Below are 24,522 nucleotides of genomic sequence, written 5' to 3' on the forward strand. Positions count from 1 at the left end.
GACCATGGAGGATGATGGAAGCACCCGATCAAGGACGCTTCCATCGAGGTGGCCCTCAGGCCCGGCGCGGCGACGCCGCGATCCCCACGGCACTCCCTTCGCCGCCTGCATCCGCGGAGACCGGGCGTACGAAGATCAGTACGCAGAGGACGTCAGCCAGGGCAATGACACCAGCCAGTCAGCCGCGAGGGCCGCAGCGCCTGCACATTGACATCCCAGAGCAGTTGCCGCGCGCCCGGCTGGAAGGAAATCATCGCGACCATGTGGAAGGAACCCAGGACGGCAGCGGACGTGCCGCCCAGGAACTGGCGCCTCAACATGGCTGATTCCTCCGAATGGGCCCGTCATTGCGGGCCTTCGTTCTTGTTTCAGACCCGTATCAGCACAACCGATGCTGTGGGGCACGATGTCGCATCACAGGCTGCTGAGGCCGCTCCCCCGTGTCAAGCAGGCGCAGGGTTCGGCCCGGTATCACCGTCACCGGCGATCAGGCGGCCCTGTCCGTGCCCCGTTTCGGAAGGGTCATCAATCCGGAGACCTGCAACCGGACATTCTCCAGCAGCTTCGCCTTGGAAGCGCGTCCGGCATCGAGATGGCTCAGAAGCAGCCGCGCCGCTTCCTCCCGGTCTCCCTCCTCGATCCGGTCCAGGATCGCCAGATGCTCGGCCGACTGGGTGGCGAGCCGTTCCTGATCCAGCGCGATGACATAGCCGACCACCCGGCGAAGACGTGTCACCCGTAAACCGGCATCGGCGAAGAAGCGGTTGTTCGAGGCCTGCGTGATCGCCAGGTGGAATCCCGAATTCAACTCGAAGACCTCGCGGGGATTCGCCGAGGCGGGGTCTTCCAGCAGGCCCTGCTGCTCGCGCCGCAGGCGCGCCAGCACGAGAGGCGGCATCGAGAAGGCCGGGTCGAGCAGGGCGGCCGGCTCGATGGCCCGGCGGAAGCGATAGGATTCGTCATAGCTGTCCGGCCCGTCGATCAGCGCCAGGAAGCGCCAGTTGCCCGCCGGCGCGCGCTCGATCCAGCCCTCGCCCATGATCTGCAGCAGCACACGGTGCACGATGCCACGGGGCGCACCGTAACGCCGCATCAGCTCGGCTTCTCCCACCAGGTCCGGAAGGGCACCGCCGATGCGATCCCGGGCGACGCGCCAATAGAATTCCTCCGCATCGCCGGCCTCGCCATCCGCCGCCCCGATCTCCTCTCCGGCCCCCGGCAGGCGCCGGAGGCGCAGCCGCCCATTGGCCGACCGCTCCAGCACTCCGAGTTCCAGCAGGATCGGCAATGCCCCCCGCAAGGGCGTGCGGGAGGTGCCGACCGCCTGCGCCAGGGCATTCTCGCTCAGCGGCATCCCGGCCTCCGCGCCCGAGGCACGCAGGTGATCGACGATGGCGCGCGCGAGATCGCGATGCAGGTCGGCGGCAGGCGGACGGGGCATGGGGAAAGGATAGCACGGTATCGGCCTATTCTAACATCGGCCGCCCCGCACTCCTTCAAGGAGAGGTCAGCCCTGCCGGGCGACACTCTGCCCCGGTCCAGCACAGCCGCTTCCTGGAACCACACCAGCATGATCCGCCGCGGCATCGAGCGCGAGGTTGAGGCGAAGCACGTTCACGCGCGGCGCACCGAGGAAGCCCAGCGCCGGCGCCGTGGTGTTCCTGGCCAGGATGGCACAGACCTGATCCTCCGGCATGCCGCGCGCCTGTGCGACCCGCGCCACCTGGCGCACCGCGTTCTCGGGGCTGATATCGGGGTCGAGGCCGGAGCCGGAGGCCGTGACGGCATCCGCGGGCACGGGCCCGGGGCCGGCCGCCGCGACACGCTCGCGCACCGCGCCGATCAGCGCCTGGCTGGACGGTCCGCGCTGCGACGCCGCCGAGGATGCGGCGTTGTAGGGCGCGTCCACCGTCCGGCTGCTGTCCTGCGGATCGGGCGCTGTGGTGGCCGAGGGACGGCCATGGAAATAGCGGTCCCCGGTGAAGTTCTGCCCGATCAGGGCCGAGCCGATGACATGCCCGTCGCGCTGGATCAGGGACCCGCCGGCAGGACCGGGCAGGAGGGTGGTGGCGAGGCCGGTCATGACGGCCGGCATGGCCAGGCCCAGCAGCAGGGTGAAGCCGACGACCACGGTCACGGCAGGGCGAATTGGAGACATGGCTCAGGCGATCCCCAGCATCTGGAGGAAGAGGTCGATGATCTTGATCCCGGCGAAAGGCGCGACGATCCCGCCCACGCCATAGATCAGCAGGTTCCGGCGCAGCAGCGTCGCGGCGCCCGCCGGCCTGTAGCGCACGCCGCGCAGTGCCAGCGGCACCAGCGCCACGATGATCAGCGCATTGAAGATCACGGCGGACAGGATGGCGCTCTCCGGACTCGCGAGCCGCATCACGTTCAGGGCCTGCAGCTCCGGATACTGGGTCATGAAGATCGCGGGCAGGATGGCGAAATACTTCGCCACGTCGTTCGAGATGGAGAAGGTGGTCAGCGCCCCCCGCGTGATGAGAAGCTGCTTGCCGATCTCCACCACCTCGATCAGCTTGGTCGGATCGCTGTCCAGATCCACCATGTTGCCCGCCTCGCGCGCCGCCTGGGTGCCGGTCTGCATGGCGAGGCCGACATCCGCCTGCGCCAGGGCGGGGGCATCGTTGGTGCCGTCGCCCGCCATGGCGACAAGGCGTCCTTCCCCCTGGGCCTTGCGGATATAGCCGAGCTTATCCTCCGGCGTGGCTTCGGCGATGAAGTCGTCCACACCGGCCTCGGCCGCGATGGCGGCGGCGGTCAGGCGGTTGTCGCCGGTCACCATCACCGTGCGGATGCCCATCTTGCGCAGCGCGGCGAAGCGCTCCCGCATCCCGGGCTTCACGATGTCCTTCAGCTCGATCGCACCCAGCAGGCGGCGGTCCCTGGCCACCACCAGCGGCGTGCCGCCCTGCCGCGCGATGCGCTCCACCGCCTCGCGAAGCGCGGAGGGGGGCTGGGCATCGAGCGCCCGGACGATGCTGTCCGAGGCCCCCTTGCGATAGCTGCCATCCGGCAAATCGAGCCCGGAGAGCCGCGTCTGGGCCGTGAAGGGCACCACCTTCGCCTCCGCCGGCAGGGCAGGCGGCACCACGCCATGGGCCTCGCGTGCGAAGGAGATGATCGAGCGGCCCTCCGGCGTCTCATCGGCCAGGGAGGACAGCATGGCCGCCTCGGCCAGCTCCTGCGTGGTCACGCCCGGAGCGGGGTGGAAGGCCGCGGCCTGCCGGTTGCCCAGGGTGATGGTGCCCGTCTTGTCCAGCAGCAGCACATCCACATCGCCCGCCGCCTCCACCGCGCGGCCGCTGGTCGCCATGACGTTGAAGCGGACGAGGCGGTCCATGCCGGCGATGCCGATGGCCGAGAGTAGCCCGCCGATGGTGGTCGGGATCAGCGTGACCAGCAGCGCGGCCAGCACGGGCACGGAGGGCGGGGCGCCGTTCCAGCTCGCCAGCCCCACCACGCTGGCCACGGCGATCAGGAAGATGATCGTCATGCCGGCGAGCAGGATGTCGAGCGCGATCTCGTTCGGCGTCTTCTGGCGCGAGGCACCCTCGACCAGCGAGATCATGCGGTCGATGAAGGTGGAACCCGGTGCCGCGGTGATGCGCACCACGATCCAGTCGGAAACCACCAGCGTCCCGCCCGTGACCGCCGAACGGTCGCCGCCGCTCTCGCGGATCACGGGCGCGCTCTCGCCGGTCACGGCGGCCTCGTTCACCGAGGCGATGCCCTGCACGACCTCGCCATCGGAGGGGACCAGGTCGCCCGCCTCGACCAGGACCAGCTCGCCCACGCGCAGCTCCGTCGCATGGCGGGGCTGCCAGAGGTTGCGGTCGTCGGCCCTCAGGAGAAGCTTCGCCTGGGTCTCGGTGCGTGCCCTGCGCAGGCTCTCCGCCCTGGCGCGCCCCGCCCTTCCGCCACCGCCTCGGCGAAGGTGGCGAACAGCACGGTGAACCAGAGCCACAGCGCGATGCCCGCCTGGAAGGCCCATGGCTCTCCCACGAAGGCGGCACGGGCCGCCAGCAGCGTGATCAGGATCGAGACGACCTCCGTCACGAAGATCACGGGATTCCGGATCAGCGTGGCGGGATTCAGCTTGCGGAAGGCATCCGCGACCGCCCGGGGCAGCAGCGCCGTGTCGAGCAGGATCGGCTGGGGGCGCGTGGATGCACCCGTGCCAGTGGTGGTGTCGAGCATCTGGATGCGCCTCAGAAGGTCTTGCCGGCGAGCAGGGTGAAGTGCTCGGCGATCGGACCGAGGGTGAGGGAAGGGAGGAACTGCAGGCCGCCCAGGATCAGGATCACGCTGGCCAGGAGGCCCGCGAAGAGCAGGCCATGCGTCGGGAAGGTCCCCGCGCCTTCGGGCGCGCGCGGCTTGGCGGCCAGCGAGCCGGCGATGGCCATGACCGGCACCACATAGGCGAAGCGGCCGAGCATCATGGCGATGCCGAGCGTCAGGTCCAGCCAGGGCGTATCGGCGGCGAGGCCACCGAAGGCGGAACCGTTGTTGCCGGTTGCCGAGCTGTACGCATAGAGCATCTCGGTCAGCCCATGCGGCCCGGCATTCGCGATCGAGGACGTCGCCGCCGGCAGCACCACGGACAAGGCGGTGAAGCCCAGGATCACCGTGGGCAGGATCAGCACGGCGAGCATCGCCAGCTTGATCTCGCGCGCCTGTACCTTCTTGCCCAGGTATTCCGGCGTGCGCCCGACCATCAGGCCGGCCACGAAGACGGCGAGCAGGGCGAAGACCAGGATGCCATAGAGCCCCGATCCGGCACCGCCCGGCAGCACCTCGCCCAGTTGGATCAGGAACAGGGGCATCAGCCCGCCCAGCGGCATGAAGCTGTCGAACATGGCGTTCACCGCGCCGCAGGAAACACCCGTGGTGGTGGCGCTGAAAAGCGCGACGAGCGGCATGCCGAAGCGGATGTCCTTGCCCTCCATGTTGCCCATGGCCGGATCGACGCCCAGCGCGGTCAGCAAGGGGTTGCCCGCGGCCTCGGCCGCATAGATGGCGGCGGTGGCGGCAACCACGAAGCCCAGCATCACCAGCAGGAGCACGCGGCCCTGGCGGATATCGCCCACGATCCGCCCGAAGGTCAGGCAGAGGGCGAAGGGAATGACCGACTGGGCCCAAATCTGCAACGCGGTGGCCAGCGCGTCGGGCCCTTCGAAGGGATGCACCGAGTTCACGCCGAAGAAGCCGCCGCCATTGGTGCCGAGATGCTTGATGGCGACCTGGAACGCCACCGGGCCGAGAGGGATGGTCTGCTGCGCACCTTCGAGCGTCGTCGCCGTGACGTAATCCGAGAAGGTCTGCGGCATGCCGAGCGCGACGAAGGCCATGCCCAGCACGATGGCCAGGGGCAGGAGGACATAGAGGGTGATACGGATGAAGTCGGCCCAGAAATTCCCGAGCTCGCGCAGGCCCCCGCGTGCGAAGGCGCGGGAAACGGCGAGCGCCAGCGCGACACCGGTCGAGCCCGAGAGGAAGTTCTGCACCGTGAGGCCTGCCATCTGCGACAGGTAGGAAGCGGCCGCCTCGCCCGAATAGGCTTGCCAGTTCGTGTTCGTCACGAAGCTGACCGCCGTGTTGAAGGCGAGCCAGGTGGACATGCCGGGGAAGCCCTGCGGGTTCAGCGGCAACAGGCCCTGCAGGCGCAGGATGGCGAAGAGCAGCACGAAACCCGCGGCGTTGGCGGACAGCATGGCCAGCGCATAGGCTTTCCAGTCCTGGCCGCGCTCAGGGTCGATGCCGCCGGCGCGGTAGAAGAGCGCTTCCACAGGCCGCAGCCAGGTCACACGGCCATCCGCGACGGCCACCATATAGCGCCCGAGCGGCACCGCGGCCGCGACAATGCAGGCGAGGACGAGCGCGATCTGTGCCCAGCCGATGAGTGTCATGGAATCAAAGGTCCTCGGGGCGCAGGAGCGCCCATAACAGATAGACCAGCAGCCCGGCCGAGACGGCGCCGCCCAGGATCAGGTCGAGCATGACGCGTCAGATCCGGTCGCAACCGTATACATAGGCCGCCAGCACCGCGAAGATTCCGAGGCCGAGGGCAAGGACGAGAAGGTCGTTCATGTTCCGGTTTCCCTGGTCGGCGAGCAGCCGACATCAGGCGAAGTCAATGGAAAAACGAACGTAAAGACACCATTCGAGATTTCGGCGGAGATCGTAAAAAGCGCATAAACACCCATGGAACACCGCCGGAGAACCAGCGGTTTTTATGGATTTTTTATGCTCCCGGGATGATTGGATGATCGTGCTTTTACACCCTTCGCCACAAAGCATGGGGAGGCCAAGGGTCAGGAAGGTTCGCCATGTCATCCATGATCTCGAACCGGCTGGAGAGCCTCCGCGGAGAATCGCTCCAGGACCTCGCCGGACGCCGCCGGAACCTTCTGCGCCGGCTCGGCGCGGGGGCGGTGGTGATGGCCACCCTGTGCATGCTCTTCGCCTGGAGCTTCGTCGGCTCCCTGTTCATGGGCCTGCGGACACCGGCGACATCCCAGCCGCGCATGGTCGTCCTGTGGCTTTGCGTGGCGGCGGGCATCATCCTGGGCGGCTTCGTCGGGGAACTGCTTGTGCTGGCACGCTCGAAGGAGTGATCCTCGGCACGGCAATCCCCCCGGGCCCGTATTCCAGATGATGAGAGATGCAGGGACAGGAAGCGGCGAACCCGCCAGACCCGATCCCGATGCGCTGCTGGCCCTGGTGCATCAGGAGAGCCGGGGCAGGCTGAAGGTCTTCCTCGGCGCGGCGCCGGGTGTCGGCAAGACCTACGAAATGCTGACGGAAGCCCGCCGGCGCGCCCTGGGTGGCGCCGATGTGGTGGTCGGCCTGGTGGAAACCCATGGCCGGGCGGAGACGGCGGCCCAGCTCGCCGGGCTGGAAGTCCTGCCGCGCGCCAACCTTCCCCATCGTGGTCAGATGCTGAGCGAGTTCGACCTGGATGCCGCGCTCGCGCGCCACCCCGCCATCCTGGTGCTCGACGAACTGCCACACAGCAACGCGCCCGGCAGCCGCCACCCAAAGCGCTGGCAGGACGTGGAGGAACTGCGCGCCGCCGGTATCGAGGTCTGGACCGCCATGAATGTCCAGCACCTCGAAAGCCTGTCGGAGACCGTGGCCCGCATCACCGGCGTGCGCGTGGCCGAGACGGTCCCGGACCATGTGCTGGCCGGCGCGGATGCGGTGGAGCTGATCGATATCCCGCCGGCCGAGCTGCTGGAGCGGATGCGGCAGGGCAAGGTGTACCGCCCCGATCAGGCGGCGCGGGCCCTGAAAGGGTTCTTCCGGGAGGGCAATCTCGCCGCCCTGCGCGAGATGGCGCTCCGCCGCACGGCCGAGCGCGTGGATGCCGACGTCACCGGCTACATGCAGGCCAATGCCATCGCCGGCCCCTGGCCCGCGGGCGACAGGGTCATGGTCCTCGTGGGCGCCGGGCCGGAGGCCGAGACGGTGGTCCGGCAGGCCCGCCGCATCGCGGACGCATTGCGGGCGCCCTTGGTGGCCCTGCACATCGAGCGCTCGGGCGAGGCCGGGGGCGACCCTTCCCAGGCGCTGCGCCTCGCGGAGTCACTCGGGGCCGAAACCGATACGATGGTCGAAACCGACCTGCCCCGCGCCGTCCTGAAGGCGGCATACGCGCGGAACGTCACGCATCTCGTCATCGGCCGTGGCCGCCCGGCCTTCTGGCGGCGCCTGACCGGGCGCACGCTCGCGGCGGCCCTGATGCGGCGCGCCACGGATTTCACGCTGCACATGGTCCCCAGCCCCAGCGAGGCTGGGCGCCCGAAACCCGTCGCGGAACGGCGCCGCTACCCCGCCTGGCTCGGCTGGGCCGGCGTGGCGGTCTGCGTCCCGGCCGCGACAGGGATCGCCTTCGCCCTGGACGGGCGGGTGACCGAGGGGTCGCTCGGCATGGTCTACCTCGCCACCACCGTGGCCGCCGCGGTCGGGTTCGGCCCCCTGCACGGCTTCGCCACCGCGATCCTCTCCTTCCTGCTCTGGAACTTCCTCTTCATCGAACCGCGCTACACCCTGACCATCGACGGCCCGCAGGAAGTGGTCGGGGCCGTGGTCTTCGGCCTGGTGGCCCTGCTGCTCGCGGGCACGGCGGGGCGGCTCGGGCAGACCGTCCGCATCGCCCAGGCCCGGGTCTTCGGGCTCCGGCGCCTGGTGGAGTTCAGCCGCCGCCTCGGCGCCCCCATGGACCGGGGCTCCCTCCTGTCCCTGATCGCCGAGGAGGCCGAGCGGGTTTCCGGCTGCTCCTGCTGCGTCCTCATGCCGCTTTCGGGCGAGGACCTGCCAGGGCTGGGCCTGCCGCGCGAGCGGAGGCCGGACGATACCGACCTGATCCTCCGGGCGGCGGCACCCTCCTCGGCCGAGCCCGACGACGCCTCCATGGCCGCCGCGCGCTGGGCCTATGCCAAGGGCAGGCCGACAGGCTGGGGGACGGATACCCTGCCGGCGGCGCTCTGGCAGTTCCAGCCCTTGCCCAACGGCCAGGGCATCGCGGGCGTGGTGGGGATCCGCTTCGCGGATCGTTCGGAACCCCTCGACAGCGAGCGGTCCCGGACACTGACCGCGCTGATCGAGCAGGCCGCCGTCGCCCTGGAACGGGCGGAACTGATGGAGGACCGGGCGCGGGGCGCCATGCGCGCGGAAGCGGATGCGCTGCGGACGACGCTGCTCACCTCGCTCGGCCACGACCTCCGCACGCCGCTGACCAGCATCAGAGGATCGCTGGAAACGCTGCGGACGATGGGGGAGGCGCTGTCCCCGGCCGCGCGGGCGGACCTCATCCTGGCAGCCGAGGAGGAAACGGAGCGCCTGGGCCGCTTCGCGTCCAATATCCTCGACATGGTCCGGCTGGAAAGCGGACAGGTCTCCCTGCGGCGCGAAGCGGTGGACCTGCCTTCCGCCCTGGAAACCGCGGTGGCGCGGGCGGAACATGCGACGGGGCGCCGGGTGGAACGGCGCATCGGCCCACGCCTGCCGGAACCGTCCCTGGACCCGGTCCTGTTCGATCAGGTCCTCGGCAACCTGCTCGACAACGCGATGAAGTTCTCGGGGTCGAAGGGGCGCGTCGCCGTGGCCGCGCAACGCCTCGGCGCCAATGTGTCGGTCTCCATCGAGGATGACGGCCCCGGCATCCCGCGCGAGGATCTCGCGCGGGTCTTCGATCCCTTCTTCCGCGCCTCGCGCACCGACCGGATCGCGGCCGGCAGCGGCCTGGGCCTCGCCATCGCGCGCGGTTTGACCCAGGCCATGGGGGGAGAGATCCTGGCGGAGAGCCCCATCCAGGATGGGCACGGCACGCGTCTCACATTGCGGTTTCCGGCATGAGCAATCCCCCGCCCGATCTGTCCTCCCCCCGTGTCCTGGTGATCGACGACGAACCGCAGATCCATCGCTTCCTGGGGCCGGCCCTCGCGGCCTCCGGCTATGCCCCCATCCAGGCGGAAAACGCCGCCGCCGGCCTCCATATGGCGGCCACGCAATCGCCCTCCGCCGTGCTGCTGGACCTCGGCCTGCCGGACCTGGACGGACAGGAGGTGATCCCCAGGCTCCGCGCCTTCAGCACCGCGCCCATCATCGTGCTGTCCGCCCGCGACGGGGAAATGGCCAAGGTGGCGGCCCTGGACGCCGGCGCGGATGATTTCGTCGAGAAACCCTTCGCGCTCGCCGAACTGCTCGCCCGCCTCCGGGCCGCGCTCCGGCGTGCCGCCGCGGCGGCGGGGCAGGATGCGCCCTCGGCGACCGTCCGGATCGGCCAGCTCGAGATGGACTTCGCCGCCAGGACCGCAACGGTGGCCGGCGTGGCACTCAGGCTGACGCCCCGCGAATGGGATCTCCTGGCCGCCCTGGCGAGAGCCGGGGTCAGCCGCGTGGTGACCCAGCGCCAGCTCCTTTCGGCGGTCTGGGGGCCGGGCCATGCCGAGAGCCCGCAATATCTGCGCGTCTATATCGGGCATCTGCGCCAGAAGCTCGGCGAAGCCGCCACGCTGATCCGGACGGAGCCCGGTGTCGGCTACCGGCTCGGCCCCGCGGAATAGGCCCGAAGAGCCTATGGTCAGGGCCCGGAGGCGCAGGAGGCACGCTCATCGGCGCTGATCTTGCGGATGACGCGGCAGGGGTTGCCGGCGGCGAACACGCCATCCGGGATGTCCCGCGTGACGACGCTGCCCGCCCCGATCACCGTGCCTGAGCCGATGGTCACGCCCGGCAGGATGAGCGCTCCCCCGCCCACCCAGACATCCGATCCGATGTCGACCGGCTTGCCATACTCCTGCTGCCGGCGGAGGGCCGCATCCATCGGGTGCAGCGGCGTCAGGATCTGAACGGCCGGGCCGAAGAACGTATAGGCACCGATGCGGACCCGGCAGACATCGAGGACCACGCAGTTGAAATTGAAGAACACGCGCTCGCCGAGTTCGATGTTGGAGCCGTAATCGCAATGGAACGGCGGCTGCATCCAGACCGTGTCACCGCCCTTCCCGAAGATCTGCGTGCAGAGTGCCCGGCGCAGCTCCTCCTCGCCGTCGCCGGAGGCGTTGAGCTGCCGGCAGAGGTCCCTGACCCTGGACCGGTCCGCAACCAGACCGGGATCGAGGGCATCGTAAAGCTCCCCGGCCAGCATCTTCTCACGTTCACTGCGCATCGCCGTCCTCTTCCTGGCTTCCCGGGAATCTCTTGCGATGCGTACAATCGTACATATAGAAGGGGAAGACCGCCCGGCCATCAGGCCCGGGCCAGTCACCGGAATGTGCGAATTGACTGCCAGGACCCGCCGTCACGACCCGGACCGACGCGACCGCATCGTCAGCGCCGCCCTGGATGTGATCGCCGAGCACGGCGTTGCGGGAACCACCCATCGCAGGGTCGCGGCGAGGGCGAATGTCCCGCTCGGTTCCATGACCTACCATTTCGCCGGGCTGGACGATCTGCTCCGGGCCGCGTTCACGCGCCTGGCCGAGGAAACGTCACGGCTCTTCGCCGCACGCCTCGGCGCCGCTTCCTCGCGGGAGGAGGCGGAGGAGGCCGTCCTCGGCATCATCATCGGCGACCCCGGGACGAACGAGCGCAATCTCCTCCTGAGCTACGAGCTCTATGCCTTCGCCGCGCGCCATCCCCCCTCCGCTCCGTGATGCGGGACTGGATGGCCATGAGCCAGCACGCCCTGCGGCGACATTTCGATCAGGATACGGCCCGGGCGCTGGATGCCCTGATCGAAGGTCTCATGATCCACCGATCGGTCGACCCCGCCCCGGCCGGGCCAGCGGAGATCCGGGCCATCATCCGGCGCCTGACGCGGAGGGCTCCAGCGGATCATGGTCTTCCACCAGAAGCCGGAACGCCACGTCACGCGGAATAAACAGCGTGCGCGGTCGGAGACATGGCCTCCTGAACCCTCTTGCTTCCCGAACCCCACTCACGCTATAGGAATATAATCAACACTCATCCCGCAACCAGCCGCACACCTCCCCAGATAAAAGTTTAAAATCCTAAAATCTTAAAGCGCTAAAATCCGAAACGGCATGCAGGAGAAAAGCCCGGGTTGTGAAGGCGGGGGGTGCCGGACCCTGCTGCCTCCGGAGAACTGCTGGCCAGGGAAGGTTCATTGGCCCGGACATGACGCGCAGAAGGGCAGGGCGCGCCTGATCGTCCCGGCATGGGCAACCCCGGCCTGCCCACGGGACCGATGGCCCGAACGCGCATCGGCAGCCATGCCCGAACCAGATGTTATCGCCCTGCGCGGAATATCGAATGCCTCCTGACGGCGGTTTCCAGTCATCTACCCGATCATCGGTGATGCCGAAGTCCCGCACCGGATAACCAGGGACCCGGGGGAGGAGCTTTCATGAGCACGACAGCGGAGGGAGTTCAGCCCCTCGCGGATGCCGAAGCCCGGCCAGCGAAAGCCGCAAATCGCCTCTCCTCGCACTGGGGCGGAATGATCCTTGTGAGTTTCGGCGTGCTGATCGCCTATGCCGACCGATCGAGCATATCGGCCGCCATCGCCAACACCTCCTTCATCCAGCATTTCGGCCTTTCCAGCGTCTATCGTGGCTGGGTGGGTGCCGCCTTCTTCTGGTCCTACGCGCTGACACAGATCCCGATGGGCTGGATCGTGGATCGCTACGGCGCGAAGGTGCCTTACGCCATCTGCTTCGCCTTGTGGTGTGTCGCGACCGCCGCCGCCGGGCTGATGACGACGGTGGCCGCCCTGGTCGCCACGCGCGTGGTGGTGGGCGCCATGGAAGCGGTGGTGATGCCGGCCAGCTACCGATGGATACGGCACAATGTTCCGGAGCGTCACATGGGGGCCGCCATCGGGGTCTTCGCCATGGGCAACAAGGTGGGGACCGCCGTCGGAGCCCCGCTCGCCGCCTGGCTCATCGTGCTCTACGACTGGCGCTTGATGTTCGTCGTCACGGGCCTGCTGGGGCTGGTCTGGCTGGTGCCCTGGTCCATGTTCGTCGAGAATGATCTCCCGGGGAAATCGGAAATGGCCGCGGCGCGGCGCCGGGCCTCATCGGTTTCATTCCGCAGCATCATTCTGTCCCCCGTCGTCTGGGGCGGCATGATCATCAACTTCTGCTACAGCTATTTCGTCTTCTACTGCATGACCTGGATGCCATCCTATCTGGTGGAACAGCGCGGGCTTTCGCTCACCAGTTCCAGCCTCTACACCTTCTTCAGCTTCGCCGGCATCGCGGCCGTGGCGGTCATCGCCGGCTGGGCGGCCGACAGGATGATCGAAGGTGGCAAGGATCCGGTCAGAACCCGGAAGATATTCGTCGTGCTGGGCTTCATCGGCGCAGGCACCGTGCTGTTCGGCGCATACACCAGCGAGCTGAACTGGGCCTTGTTCTGGAATGTCTTCTCCCTGTCCTGCCTGGGCCTGGCCAGCGCCAACAGCCTTGCGCTGTGCAAGGTGACGCTGATCCCATCGCCCGCCATCGGCATGGTCACCGGCGTGCAGCACATGGCCGCAGGATTGTCGGGCGGCGTCGCGGCCAGCCTCTCCGGCTGGCTTCTGCACGTCAGCGGAAGCTACGATCTACCCATGAAGGTCATCGTGGTTTTCCTGGTCACCGGCGCCGCGGCCTGCGTTGTTCTGCTCCGCCCGGAATGGTCGCCGAAGGTCACGGAACCCGCCTCATGACCACCGCTCCCATCGCCCGATGCGGCCAGGACGGTGCGGGACCGTGAGCACAAGAAATCCGCCGAACACGAGGGGCCTTGAATGGAAGCGACCGAACGAATGCTCATGGGCATTTTCAACGGCGAGGATGCACAGCGCGGCTACGCATTGAACAAGATGTGCCACTCCCTGAACGACGAAGGGAACCGGCGCGAGTTCATGGCCGATATCGATGCCTATTGCTCCAGATATGGGCTCAACGACCAGCAGCGCGCGGCGGTGAAGAGCAGGAAGAAGAACGACCTGCTCGCCGCCGGAGTCAGCCTCTATTTCCTGACGAAGCTTGCCCGCGCCTATGCCGGTGGCCCATTGGCCCCCGTGCCGCGCGGCAAGGCTTCCTGACGGGAGGACGTATCATGGCACAGCTCATCGGATGCATCACCACCTCGCACGTCCCCATGATCAGCCGGGCCGTGCACGAGAACCTTCAGCAGGACCCGTACTGGAAGCCGTTCTTCGACGCCTTCGCACCCCTGCATGCCTGGCTCGACGAAGCGAAACCCGATCTGATGATCGTCATCTATAACGATCACGGGCTGAACTTCTTCCTCGACAACAAGCCCACCTTCGCGCTCGGCACGGCCCTGGACTACGTCAACGGAGACGAAGGCTTCGGCCCCCCGCCACCCCGCCGGTTCGGAAGCGATGCGAAATTCGCCTGGCATGTCGCGGAATCCCTGGTGGAGGACGAGTTCGACATCTCGACGTGCCAGGAAATGGTGCTCGACCATGCCTGCGTCACGGCCGGGGATCTCCTGTACCCAGGCCAGGATACCTGGCCGATCCCGGTCATCCCGCTGGAGATCAACATCATCCAGCACCCCCTGCCCAAACCCGGCCGCTGTTTCGCACTGGGGCAGGCTCTGGGCCGGGCGATCAGCTCCTACCCCGAAGACAAGAAGGTGATCGTGGTGGCCAGCGGCGGCCTGTCGCACCAGATCAGCCAGGGCGGCTATATCAACAGGGATTTCGATGCCATGTGCATGGACAGGATCGTGAACGATCCCCTGCCGCTGACCCGCTACACCAATCAGGAATGGATCAATCTCGCCGGCAGCCAGGGGCTGGAATTCATGACCTGGCTGGTCATGCGGGGCGCGGTCCTTCATGGCGTCAAGCTCGTCGCGGAGACGTATCACGCACCGCTTTCCCACACTGGCGGCGCGGTCATGCTGCTCGACACACGACCGGCCGCGCTTGCAACGTGATGGGCTGCTGATGCCTTGTCTCGAAGACGGGTGCGGCGGCCCCGGCGAGGCCCGGCACGCGGTCCGAAACGATGACGATGAACTTGTCCCGCCGGATGCGGTCATAGATCTCGCCCAGGAATTTCGCCGATGGCGAAGGAGGCGGCGTGGACGGCCTGTGTGCCGGGACACGGCACCTGTCTGAAACATCCAGCGCCATGTACCGCACCATGACGCTCTCCGCGGGATAGACGCGGGCGGCGCCTCCGATCGTTCTTGCTGCGACGCGGCATGCGTGCGCTCATGAACACAGCATGTGCACAAAGCTGTGGCGACGGGTGCCGGTTCCGAATGCCGATTGGACAGAAGAGGCCACAGCGGGCCATGCTCTACCCATTGCTGTGGACTCATCCAGCGGACAGGATCGGCCCCAGGTTTCGTCATTCGCGCCCAGGCTCCATGCCCCGGGCGAGGGTTGGCCAAACGGGTCGTCCGCGTCAGCCCGAGCGTCAGAGAGGTTCCATGTTCACTCGCCGTGCCGTGTTCCGTGCCTCAGCGATTGGGGCCGTTCTGGGGGCTTCCAGCCTTCCCTTCGTGAACATCCGCTCCGCCCATGCCGCCGAGGAAGTGGTGATCGGCGCCATCTACCCGCTCACCGGCAACAGCGCCCAGATCGGGCAGGATGCCAAGGCGGTGATGGAGGTCGCGGCCGAGGTCATCAACGGCCAGCATGACCATGTGCCCATGCTGCTGGGTGAGGGCGGTGGCCTGCCGAAGCTGGGCGGCGCCAGGATTCGCGTGGTCTTCGCCGACCACCAGAACGACCCCCAGAAGGCCCGTGCGGAGGCCGAGCGCCTCATCACGCAGGAGAAGGTGGCGCTGATCGTCGGCAGCTTCTCCTCCGCCACGGCGGCGACCATCTCGCAGGTCACCGAGCGCTACCAGATCCCCTATGTCTCCGCCGACAACTCCTCGCCCAGCCTGACGCAGCGCGGGCTGCAATGGTTCTTCCGTCCCTCGCCCAACGACGTGACCTTCACCGAGGCCATGTTCAGCTTCTTCCAGTCGGCCGGCGGGAAGACCGGGCGCAAGGTGAACTCCGTCTCGCTCTTCTACGAGGACAGCATCTTCGGCACGGACAGCGCCAACATCCAGCGCAAGATGGCGGAACAGGCGGGCATCAAGATCCTGGCCGACATCAAGTACCGCGCCAATTCGCCGACCCTCGCCTCCGAGGCACAGCGGCTGAAGGCTGCGGATGCCGATGTGCTGATGCCCTCCTCCTACACCACCGATGCCATCCTGATCCTGCGCGCGATGAACGAGATCGGCTACAAGCCCAGGGCCATCATGGCCCAGGCGGCCGGATTCCAGGAACAGGCTTTCCTCAACGGCGTCGGCGCCATGGCGGAAGGGGTGTTCAGCCGCTCCTCCTTCGCCATCGACGCCGGCAGCAGCCGCCCCGCGATCGAGAAGATCAACGCGCTCTACAAGGCCAAGCAGAACAAGGACCTGAACGACAATACCGCGCGCGAGTTCACGGCGTTGCAGGTGGCGGCGGACGCGGTCAACCGTGCCGGCTCGACCAAGGCGGCCGATCTGCAGAAAGCCTTCCGCGAGACCGAGATCGCCGGGGAGCAGACCATCATGCCCTGGAAAGGCGTGAAGTTCGACGCGGCGGGCAACAACCTGCTCGGCACGCCGGTGATCCAGCAGGTGACCAACGGCGCCTACCGGACCGTCTGGCCCGCCGACGTGGCCTCCGTGCCGCTCGTCTGGAATGTCGGCCAGTAAGCGCGGACCGGGATGACCGTCGAACTGGTTGCGCAGGCCGTGGTGAGCGGCCTGCTGATGGGCATGATCTATGCCCTCGTGGCGGCTGGGCTGTCACTGATCTTCGGCCTGATGGACGTGGTGAACTTCGCCCATGGCGAGTTGCTGATGCTCGCCATGTTCGCCACGCTGATCCTCTTCCACGCCACGGGGCTGGACCCGATCCTGCTGCTGCCTCTGGTGGCGGTGCTGCTCTTCGGATTCGGGGTGGCGATCTACCGCCTGCTGATCGGGCGGGCGCTGTCCGTCACCTTCAACCGCGGCATGTCGCAGATCTTCGTGACCTTCGGCCTGGCGATCTTCCTGCGCGGTGCGGCGCAGTACCTCTTCGGCAGCGAGTTCCAGAGCATCACCGGCAGTTGGGTCAGCGACCGCACGGTGAACCTCGCCGGCATCTACCTGCCGCTGCCGCAGCTCGTGGCCTCGGCGGTCTGCCTGCTCGCCTTCGCCGCGCTGCTCGCCGTATCGCGCACCGAATTCGGCCGGGCTCTGGAGGCGACGCGCGAGGATCGCGACGCGGTGGCGCTGATCGGCATCGACCGCGACCGGATCTTCGCCATCGGGTGGGGGATGGGCGCCGCGGCGGTGGGCGTGGCGGGGGTGATGCTGGCCACTTTCTACTACATCTCCCCCAATGTCGGGGTGAACTTCGCGACCATCGCCTATGTCACGGTCGCCCTGGGCGGCTTCGGCAGCCTGCTGGGCGCGCTCGCGGCCGGGCTGCTGGTGGGGCTGGTGGAATCCATGACCGCGCTCGTGCTGGAGCCCTCCATGAAGCAGGTGGGCATGTTCGCCCTTTATATGCTCGTGCTCGCGTTCCGCCCGCGCGGCCTGTTCGGGAAGCTGTGATGTCCACCACGATCCAACAGGCTCCCGCCACGCCGCTCCGCACCAATTCGATCACGCGCCGCCGGCGGCGGGAGCTGGCCACCGGCGTGGTGCTCCTCCTCCTGCTCGCGGCGCTGCCCTTCGGGGGTTCCGACGTCTATGCGCAGAACCTGATCATCCTGACCCTGCTCTATGCCGGTCTCAGTCAGGCATGGAACATCCTGGGCGGCTATTGCGGCCAGATCTCGCTGGGCCATGCGCTCTATTTCGGCATCGGCGGTTATGTCTCCACCATGCTGTTCGTGCATGCGGGCGTGCCACCGGTCTTCGGCATGGTCGCCGCCGGGGTGGTGGCGGGGCTCGGGGCGCTGCTGGTCGGCTGGCCCTGCTTCCGCCTGTCCGGTCATTACTACGCCATCGCGACGGTGGTGGTGGGTGAGATCGGCTACCTCCTTTTCCTCAACTGGGAATGGGTCGGCGGCGCCATGGGCATCTATGTGCCACTGGGGCCGGATTCCTGGCTGAACCTGCAGTTCCGCATCTCCAAGCTCCCCTGGCACTTCATCACCCTGGGCTTCGCCGCCCTGACCTGGATCGTGGCCTGGCTGGTCGAGGGTTCGCGCTGGGGCTATTCCTGGCGGGCGGTGAAGGATGACGTGACGGCGGCGCGCAGCCTCGCCGTGCGGATCTTTCCCTCCAAGATGGCGGCGGCCGCGATCAGCGGCTTCCTCACCGGCGTCGGCGGCGCGATCTACGCGCAGTATGTCGGCTATATCGACCCGGACAGCATCCTGGCCGGGTCCTTCTCCATCCTGATCGCCCTGCCGGCGGTGCTGGGCGGCGTCGGCACGCTCTGGGGGCCGCTGATCGGCGCGGCAGTGCTGATCCCCGTCTCGGAGCTGTCACGCTCCTACCTGGGTGGTTCCGGCAGCGGCGTGGACCTGATGATCTACGGGCTGCTGATCATGATCGTGGCGCTCGCACGGCCACAGGGGCTGGTCAGCCTCCTCGGCGTGAAGAGCCAGGCGGGAGGTGGCGATGGCCGCGCTGCTTGAGGTCCGCAACGTCAGCAAGCGGTTCGGGGGGGTGCAGGCGAACAGCGATGTCAGCTTCGATGTCCATCGCGGCGAGATCCTGGGCCTGATCGGGCCGAACGGCGCGGGCAAGACCTCGCTGTTCAACTCGATCTCCGGCGAGGTGACGCCAGACAGCGGCGAGATCCGCCTCGACGGGCAGCGCGTCTCCGGGCTGGGGCCGGTGGAATGCACCCGGCGCGGCATCGCCCGCACCTTCCAGGTGGTGCGCTCCTTCGACTCCATGACCGTGCTGGAGAATGTGATGGTGGGCGCCTTCACCCGCCACAGGACGGCGCGGGAGGCCATGGCGGCGGCGGAGCAGGTGCTCGGCTTCGCGGGCCTGCTCGGACGCATGGACACCCCGGCCATTTCTTTGACCCCGCCGGAGAAACGGCGCCTGGAGGTGGCGCGTGCCCTGGCGACGCAGCCTCGCCTCCTGCTTCTGGACGAGATGCTGACCGGGCTCACCCCTGCCGAGGCACAGTCCGGCGTGCAGCTCATCCGTGCGGTGCGGGACCAGGGTGTCACCATCATCATGGTCGAGCATGTGATGGAGGTGCTTCTGCCGCTGATCGACCGCGCCGTGGTGCTGAATCTCGGCAAGGTCCTGCTCACCGGCTCGCCGCAGGAGGTGGTGCGCGATCCGGAGATGATCCGTGCCTATCTGGGGGACCGCTATGCTACGGCTTGAAGGGGTTTCCGCCAGCTACCGGGGCCTCAAGGCCCTGCAGGGCGTCGATCTGGAGGTCGGCCAGGGGGAGGTCGTGGCCGTGGTCGGCGCCAATGGCGCGGGCAAGAGCACCTTGCTGAAAGCCATCGCCGGGCAGGTCACGACCGAGGGGCGGATCGCCTTCCAGGGCGAGAGCCTGCGCCGGATGCCCGCGCATCGCATCGCGCGCCTAGGCGTCAACCTCGTGCCCGAGGGGCGGCGCCTCTTCCCGCGCCTCTCGGTGGAAGACAATCTCCGCCTCGGGGCCTATGCGAAGAGGGGCGATCCGGACCGCTTCAAGCCATTGGAGCTGGTCTTCGAACTCTTCCCCCGCCTGAAGGAACGCCTGCCACAACTGGCCGGTACCCTGTCCGGTGGCGAGCAGCAGATGCTGGCCATCGGCCGTGCCCTGCTGACCCAGCCGAGGCTGCTGATGCTGGACGAACCCAGCCAGGGCATCATGCCGAAGCTGGTGGACGATATCCTGGCTGCGGTGACGCGCATCCGCGCCCTCGGGGTGACGGTGCTGCTGGTGGAGCAGAGGCTGGCCGAGGCTTTGGCCATCGCCGACCGTGCCTATGTGCTGCAGACCGGCCGGATCGTGATGTCCGGCCAGGCTGCGGAGATCGCCGGCAACGCCGATGTGCGGCGTGCCTATCTTGGCATGTGATCAGGATTCCCCCCTTTGTCCTCCCAGCGTCATATCCGGATCGGCATCGATATCGGAGGCACCTTCACCGACCTGCAGATCCTCGATGAGAGGACCGGCGCGCTGCACAGCCTCAAGACCCCGACCACGCCGGAGGACCCCTCCACCGGGCTGATGGCGGGTATCGAGGCGGCGGCGGCGCGCTATGGCTTCGCCCTGGCCGATATCCGCCTGCTGCTGCATGGCACCACCATCGCCACCAATGCGGTGCTGGAACGGCGCCTCGCGCGCGGCGTTCTGCTGACCACGGCGGGTTTCGAGGATGTGCTGGAGATCGGGCGACACACCCGACGCGACATCTATGGGCTGAAGCAGAAGGTGGAGCCGCCGCTGGTGCCGCGCGACCGGCGCCTGGGCGTGGCGGAACGGCTGCGTGGCGATGGCAGCGTGGAGACCGCCCTCGGCGAGGCCGCGATCGGGTCGGTGCTGGAACGCCTCCATGCGCTGGAGCCCGAGGCGATCGCGATCTGCCTGCTCAACGCCCATGTCGATCCGGTGCACGAGCAGCGCCTGTCGGAGCATGTCCGCGCCGCCTTCCCGGACCTGCCGCTCAGTCTTTCCTCCGAGGTCAGCCCGGAGATCCGGGAGTACGAGCGCAGCTCGACCACCGTGCTGAACGCGCTGCTGATGCCGGTGGTGGGCCGCTATATCGGCCGGCTGCGGCAGCGTCTGGCGGAGCGTGCGCCCGGCGCGCGCCTGCTGCTGGTGCAATCGAATGGCGGCGTCTGCTCTCCGGAGATGGCGGCGCGCCAGCCGGTGCGGCTGCTGCTGTCCGGGCCGAGTGGTGGCGCCCTCGCCACCCTGCGTGCGGCCGAGGCATTGGGCCGCCCGAACCTCGTGGGCGGCGACATGGGCGGCACCTCCTACGACATCTGCGTCGTGCAGGGCGGGCAGGTGACGCTGATGACGCAGGGCGAGATCGACGGCCTGCCTGTACGCCTGCCGATGATCGAGATCCGCACCATCGGCTCCGGTGGCGGCTCGCTCGCCGCGGTCGATGCCGGCGGGCGCCTCACGGTCGGGCCGCGCTCCGCGGGCTCCACGCCCGGCCCGGTCTGCTACCGGCGCGGGGGCACGGAACCCGCGGTGACGGACGCGAACATCGTCCTGGGCCGGCTCGACGGGCGCTTCTTCCTGGGCGGCGCCATGGCCCTGGACACGGAGGGCGCGCGCGAGGCCATTGCCGACCGGGTCGCCCGCCCGCTGGGCCTGGGGGCAGAGGAAGCGGCGGAGGGCATGCTCACCGTGGTCAACAATGCCCTGGCCTCCGCAGCACGTCTCAGCCTGTTCGAGAAGGGGCTCGACCCGCGCGACTTCAGCCTGCTTTCCTTCGGTGGTGCCGGCGGTCTGCACGCCATCCCGGTGGCCGAGGAGCTGGGTATCGGCGAGGTGATCTTTCCCGCCGATGCCAGCACCTTCTCCGCCTTCGGCATCCTGCATTCCAACATCGTGCATGACGTGGCACGCAGCCGGGTGATGCCCGCCCTGGCGGAGAGCCTGCCGCGCATCGCCGAGAGCTGCGCCGCGCTGCGCGAACAGGGCGATGCCATGCTGGAGGCGGATGGCGTGCCGGCGGAACAGCGCCGCTTCGCGCTCTCGGCCGATCTGCGCTACCGCGGGCAGGCTTTCGAGCTGGTGGTGCCCTGGGCGGCACTGGGGGATGGCGCGACGCCGGACGAAACCGCGCTGGCGGCGTTGCTGGCCGAATTCCACCGCACGCATGAGCGCCGCTTCTCCTACTGCAATCCGGATGCGCCGGTGGAACTGGTGGCGCTGCGCCTGACCGCCACGGGCATTCTGCCGCGCGCCGAGGCGGTGCGGCGTCCGGGCCTGGGTGCCGATCGTCAGCCCGAGGCGCGGCGGATCTTCCTCGGTGGATGCTGGCAGGAGGCCGCCGTGCACCAGCGCGAGCAAATCACCGGCCCGGTCGAGGGACCTGCGCTGATCGAGGAGGAATACACCACCGCCTTCATCGCCCCCGGCTGGCGCTGCGCCCCGGGACCGGATGGAACCCTGATCGCACGGAGGCTGGAGGCGTGAGCATGCCCCGTCCCATGGAACTCGGACCCGTCGAACTCGAGGTGCTGCGCAACGGCCTGACCGCCGCCGCCGCCGAGATGGACGTGACCGTCTGGCGCACCAGCCGCTCCACCGTGGTACGGGAACTGCTGGACTATTCCACCGCCGTCTTCGACCGTGACGGCTACAACGTGGCGCAATCCGCCCGCATCCCGCAGCACCTGAACTCCATGAGCGCCGGACTGCTCACCGTGGTGCGTGACCACCTGCCTCTGGAGGAATGGGAGGAAGGCGATGTCGTCATCACCAACGATCCCTACTGCGGCGGCCAGCACATCCCAGACATCCTGGCCTTCCGGCCGGTCTTCGCGGAAGGGGCGCGCATCGCCATCGTCGGCACGCTCTGCCACCATCTCGACATGGGTGGCATGGCGGCCGGTTCCTATGCCGCCACGGCGACCGAGATCTTCCAGGAAGGCCTGCGCCTGCCACCCTTGAAGCTCTACCGCCGTGGCGCGCTGAATGGTGATCTGCTGGCGGTGATGCGGCAGAATGTGCGCCAGCCGGAGATCCTCTGGGGCGATCTGCAGGCGCAGATCGCGTCGCTCTCGGTGGGTGAGGGCAACCTTCGCAAGCTCGCCACGCGCTTCGGCGCGAAGGCGGTGGTAGTGGGCTGCGCACAGATCCTGGATGGTTCCGAGCGCGCCATGCGCGCGATGATCGGCCGCATCCCCGATGGCCATTACGAGTTCGAGGATTTCCTCGACGATGACGGCATCACCGACGCGCCGATCCGCATCCATGCCGCCATCACCGTGCGTGGAGAGGAGCTGACGGTCGATCTCTCCGGCTGCGGCCCGCAGGCGCTGGGTCCGGTGAACGCCACCCTGGCCTCGGCCAATTCCGCCGTCTCCTACGCCGTGATGGCGGTGGCCGATGCACCGATCCCGGCCAATGCGGGCTGCTACCGCCCCATCACCGTGATCGCACCGGAAGGCACGATCGTCAGCGCCCGTCACCCCGCACCGGTGGCGAACCGGATCGCGGCCACGCACCGGCTGGCCACCACCCTGCTCGGCGCGCTGCATCAGGCGGTGCCGGAGCGCGTGCCGGCCGCCTATTACGGCGTCAGCTATGTCTGCTCCTTCCAGACGGTGCAGGAGAGTGGCGAGCGCGGCGTGCTGGTGGAGATCGAGGTCGGTGGCAGCGGCGCGCATCCGGAGGGCGACGGGCTGAGCGCCTTCACCTTCGGCATGCACAACAACTCCAACATCCCGGCCGAGATGATCGAGAGCGAACTGCCGCTGACGATCATGCGCTACGGCCTGCTGCCCGGCTCCGGTGGGGCAGGGCGGTACCGCGGTGGTCTCGGGCTGGTGCGCGAATGGCGCATCGATGCGCGAGAGGCCGTCTTCACCGCCAATGCCGAGCGCTTCCGCTTCCGACCCTACGGGTTGGCCGGGGGTGAGCCGGGCAGCGCCGGGCGTCTCGTGCTGATGCGGGACGGTGAGGTGCGGAGCCTGGGCTCCAAGGTGAACAACCTCCGCCTGCGCCAGGGCGATGTGATCCGGCTGGAAACCTCGGGCGGCGGCGGCTTTGGCCCGCCGGAGAAGCGGGCGCCGGAAGCGCAGGAACGTGACCGCGTCCTGGGCTACGTTCCGGCCTGACGGCACCACACTGCCATCGCCCTCCCGACGGACAGGAACTTCTGCCGCGCCTGGCTTTCATCCAGTCCGGACGATCACGTGGCTGGGCGGAAGACGATACAGACCGGGCTGCCGGTGCGCGCGGCCAGTCCATCGGCGGTCAACTGGCCAGTGCGGGCATCGATGCGAAAGCGCTGAATGGTATCGTCGTCCTCGTTGGCGACGAACAGGAAGCGCCCGTCCGGGGAGAGCGTGAAGAAGCGCGGCGTCCGCCCGCCGGATGGTGCCCACTGCACCGGCGTCAGCCGCCCCGTGCCTTCGTCCACCGCGAAGGCGGCGATGGTATCGGAGCCCCGGTTGGAGGCGTAGACGAAGCGCCCATCGGCGGAAATGGCGATCTCGGCCGCGCGGCTGTTGCCGGTGAAGGTGTCGGGGAGGGAGGACACCACCTGGACAGGCTCAAGCGCCCCGGTCTCGCTGCTGTAGCGATAGGCCGTGACGGTGGAGTCCAGCTCGTTCACCACATAGGCGAAGCCCGCACGGGGATGCAGCACCACATGGCGCGGCCCGGATGTTTCGCGCGCCGGCACCGAGCCCTGTTCGCTGGCCACCAGCTTCCCGGCATCCGCATCCAGGCGGAAGGTGAAGACCCGGTCCAAACCCTTGTCGGGCACGAGAATGAATCGGCCCTGGCGGTCGAACTCCACCTGGTGCGGCTTGGCGAAGGGCTGCTCCACCCGGTGCGGGCCGATCTTGCCGGTCAGCGTGACGAGGTCCCGGACCGGGCCGATCGCCCCTTCCTCCGGATCGATCGGCAGCAGGGCCAGGGTGGAAGTGATGTGGTTGGCGATCACCAGGAAGCGGTTGGTGGGATCGACCGCGAGGTGGACGGGGTTCTTCCCCTCCGTGGACTGGCGGTTGATGAGGCTCAGCCGGCCATTCCCCGGGTCGATGCGGAAGGCGCTGACCTCCGTGCTGTCGCCATGCACGGTGTAGAGGAAGCGCCCTTGCCGGTCGAAGCAGAGGAAGGACGGGTTCAGCAGGTCACCGACAAGCTGCTCATGGGTCCAGGCACCGGTTTCCGCATCCACGCGGTAGAGGCTGATGCCATCGCCGCGCGCATTCCGCTCCCGCGTCGTGCGGCAGCCGACATAGGCGTGGAAACTCTTGCTGGTGCTGGGCATCGCGGAAATGTCCTTGCTGGAAGTGGGCGACGCGGCGTGGCCGGAGGCAGCCGCCACGGCGGAGGTGGCGAGGGCGGCCAGGATGGTG

General features: G+C 68.2%; 20 protein-coding genes and 2 pseudogenes. 14 read left to right on the forward strand and 8 right to left on the reverse strand.

What is annotated here, in order from left to right; genetic code table 11:
• Window positions 1-152 precede the first annotated feature (152 nt).
• The 6 genes and pseudogenes from MVG78_RS20775 to kdpF form a co-directional block, all read right to left on the reverse strand.
• Complete coding sequence (locus MVG78_RS20775; protein WP_247560661.1) at window positions 153-320, reverse strand: hypothetical protein; 168 nt, start codon at window positions 318-320, stop codon at window positions 153-155.
• 167 nt (window positions 321-487) lie between these two features.
• Window positions 488-1,441, reverse strand: coding sequence for a GntR family transcriptional regulator (locus MVG78_RS20780; protein WP_247560663.1), 954 nt, complete (start codon window positions 1,439-1,441; stop codon window positions 488-490).
• A gap of 66 nt (window positions 1,442-1,507) precedes the next feature.
• Window positions 1,508-2,158 carry a potassium-transporting ATPase subunit KdpC gene (gene kdpC, locus MVG78_RS20785; protein ID WP_247560665.1) on the reverse strand — a complete coding sequence of 217 codons (651 nt, stop codon included), beginning with the start codon at window positions 2,156-2,158 and terminating at the stop codon, window positions 1,508-1,510.
• A 3-nt stretch (window positions 2,159-2,161) separates the two neighbouring features.
• Window positions 2,162-4,221: pseudogene (gene kdpB / locus MVG78_RS20790) on the reverse strand (potassium-transporting ATPase subunit KdpB).
• 11 nt (window positions 4,222-4,232) lie between these two features.
• Entirely contained in the window at window positions 4,233-5,930 is a 1,698-nt protein-coding gene (gene kdpA, locus MVG78_RS20795) for a potassium-transporting ATPase subunit KdpA (RefSeq protein WP_247560667.1), read from the reverse strand.
• Between the two features lie 4 nt (window positions 5,931-5,934).
• Entirely contained in the window at window positions 5,935-6,021 is an 87-nt protein-coding gene (gene kdpF, locus MVG78_RS22150; protein ID WP_428480857.1) for a K(+)-transporting ATPase subunit F, read from the reverse strand.
• 329 nt (window positions 6,022-6,350) lie between these two features.
• Between kdpF and MVG78_RS20800 the strand changes: the two genes are divergently transcribed.
• Genes MVG78_RS20800 through MVG78_RS20810 form a run of 3 tightly spaced genes read left to right on the forward strand, consistent with a single transcriptional unit; the run spans window position 6,351 to window position 10,091 of the window.
• On the forward strand, window positions 6,351-6,638 hold the full coding sequence (locus MVG78_RS20800; RefSeq protein ID WP_247560669.1) for a hypothetical protein: 288 nt from the start codon (window positions 6,351-6,353) through the stop codon (window positions 6,636-6,638).
• Between the two features lie 37 nt (window positions 6,639-6,675).
• The gene (locus tag MVG78_RS20805) at window positions 6,676-9,381 is read left to right on the forward strand and encodes a sensor histidine kinase (protein ID WP_247560671.1); all 2,706 of its coding nucleotides are present in this window, start codon (window positions 6,676-6,678) and stop codon (window positions 9,379-9,381) included.
• Complete coding sequence (locus tag MVG78_RS20810; protein WP_247560673.1) at window positions 9,378-10,091, forward strand: response regulator; 714 nt, start codon at window positions 9,378-9,380, stop codon at window positions 10,089-10,091. Before MVG78_RS20805 ends, MVG78_RS20810 begins: the two co-directional genes overlap by 4 nt.
• A 17-nt stretch (window positions 10,092-10,108) precedes the next feature.
• On the opposite strand, the gene MVG78_RS20815 is transcribed toward MVG78_RS20810, so the two are convergent.
• A complete protein-coding gene (locus MVG78_RS20815; RefSeq protein WP_247560675.1) occupies window positions 10,109-10,696 on the reverse strand; it encodes a sugar O-acetyltransferase in 588 nt (195 codons plus the stop codon).
• Between the two features lie 103 nt (window positions 10,697-10,799).
• Here MVG78_RS20815 and MVG78_RS20820 point away from each other — a divergent pair.
• From MVG78_RS20820 to MVG78_RS20870, 11 genes and pseudogenes are all read left to right on the forward strand, one after another.
• Window positions 10,800-11,410, forward strand: a pseudogene (locus MVG78_RS20820) (TetR/AcrR family transcriptional regulator).
• Between the two features lie 600 nt (window positions 11,411-12,010).
• Entirely contained in the window at window positions 12,011-13,204 is a 1,194-nt protein-coding gene (locus MVG78_RS20825; RefSeq protein WP_428480837.1) for an MFS transporter, read from the forward strand.
• Between the two features lie 81 nt (window positions 13,205-13,285).
• Complete coding sequence (locus tag MVG78_RS20830; protein ID WP_247560679.1) at window positions 13,286-13,585, forward strand: protocatechuate 3,4-dioxygenase; 300 nt, start codon at window positions 13,286-13,288, stop codon at window positions 13,583-13,585.
• Between the two features lie 14 nt (window positions 13,586-13,599).
• Entirely contained in the window at window positions 13,600-14,451 is an 852-nt protein-coding gene (locus MVG78_RS20835; protein WP_247560681.1) for a class III extradiol dioxygenase family protein, read from the forward strand.
• Window positions 14,452-14,952: 501 nt separating this feature from the next.
• Window positions 14,953-16,224 (forward strand): ABC transporter substrate-binding protein, encoded by a 1,272-nt coding sequence (locus MVG78_RS20840; RefSeq protein WP_428480838.1) that lies wholly within the window; start codon window positions 14,953-14,955, stop codon window positions 16,222-16,224.
• Between the two features lie 12 nt (window positions 16,225-16,236).
• On the forward strand, window positions 16,237-17,112 hold the full coding sequence (locus MVG78_RS20845) for a branched-chain amino acid ABC transporter permease (RefSeq protein ID WP_247560685.1): 876 nt from the start codon (window positions 16,237-16,239) through the stop codon (window positions 17,110-17,112).
• The gene (locus MVG78_RS20850; RefSeq protein ID WP_247560687.1) at window positions 17,112-18,146 is read left to right on the forward strand and encodes a branched-chain amino acid ABC transporter permease; all 1,035 of its coding nucleotides are present in this window, start codon (window positions 17,112-17,114) and stop codon (window positions 18,144-18,146) included. Before MVG78_RS20845 ends, MVG78_RS20850 begins: the two co-directional genes overlap by 1 nt.
• Window positions 18,130-18,858 carry an ABC transporter ATP-binding protein gene (locus MVG78_RS20855; RefSeq protein WP_247560689.1) on the forward strand — a complete coding sequence of 243 codons (729 nt, stop codon included), beginning with the start codon at window positions 18,130-18,132 and terminating at the stop codon, window positions 18,856-18,858. The genes MVG78_RS20850 and MVG78_RS20855 overlap by 17 nt, the downstream gene beginning before the upstream one ends.
• A complete protein-coding gene (locus MVG78_RS20860; RefSeq protein WP_247560690.1) occupies window positions 18,845-19,546 on the forward strand; it encodes an ABC transporter ATP-binding protein in 702 nt (233 codons plus the stop codon). The genes MVG78_RS20855 and MVG78_RS20860 overlap by 14 nt, the downstream gene beginning before the upstream one ends.
• Before the next feature lie 15 nt (window positions 19,547-19,561).
• Entirely contained in the window at window positions 19,562-21,625 is a 2,064-nt protein-coding gene (locus MVG78_RS20865) for a hydantoinase/oxoprolinase family protein (protein ID WP_247560692.1), read from the forward strand.
• Between the two features lie 2 nt (window positions 21,626-21,627).
• Entirely contained in the window at window positions 21,628-23,271 is a 1,644-nt protein-coding gene (locus tag MVG78_RS20870) for a hydantoinase B/oxoprolinase family protein (protein ID WP_247560693.1), read from the forward strand.
• A gap of 74 nt (window positions 23,272-23,345) precedes the next feature.
• Here MVG78_RS20870 and MVG78_RS20875 read toward each other — a convergent pair whose 3' ends face one another.
• Window positions 23,346-24,434, reverse strand: coding sequence for a lactonase family protein (locus MVG78_RS20875; protein ID WP_247561154.1), 1,089 nt, complete (start codon window positions 24,432-24,434; stop codon window positions 23,346-23,348).
• Window positions 24,435-24,522: the final 88 nt, after the last annotated feature.

This window comes from Roseomonas gilardii subsp. gilardii, from assembly GCF_023078375.1.
Classification (GTDB): Bacteria; Pseudomonadota; Alphaproteobacteria; order Acetobacterales; family Acetobacteraceae; genus Roseomonas; species Roseomonas gilardii.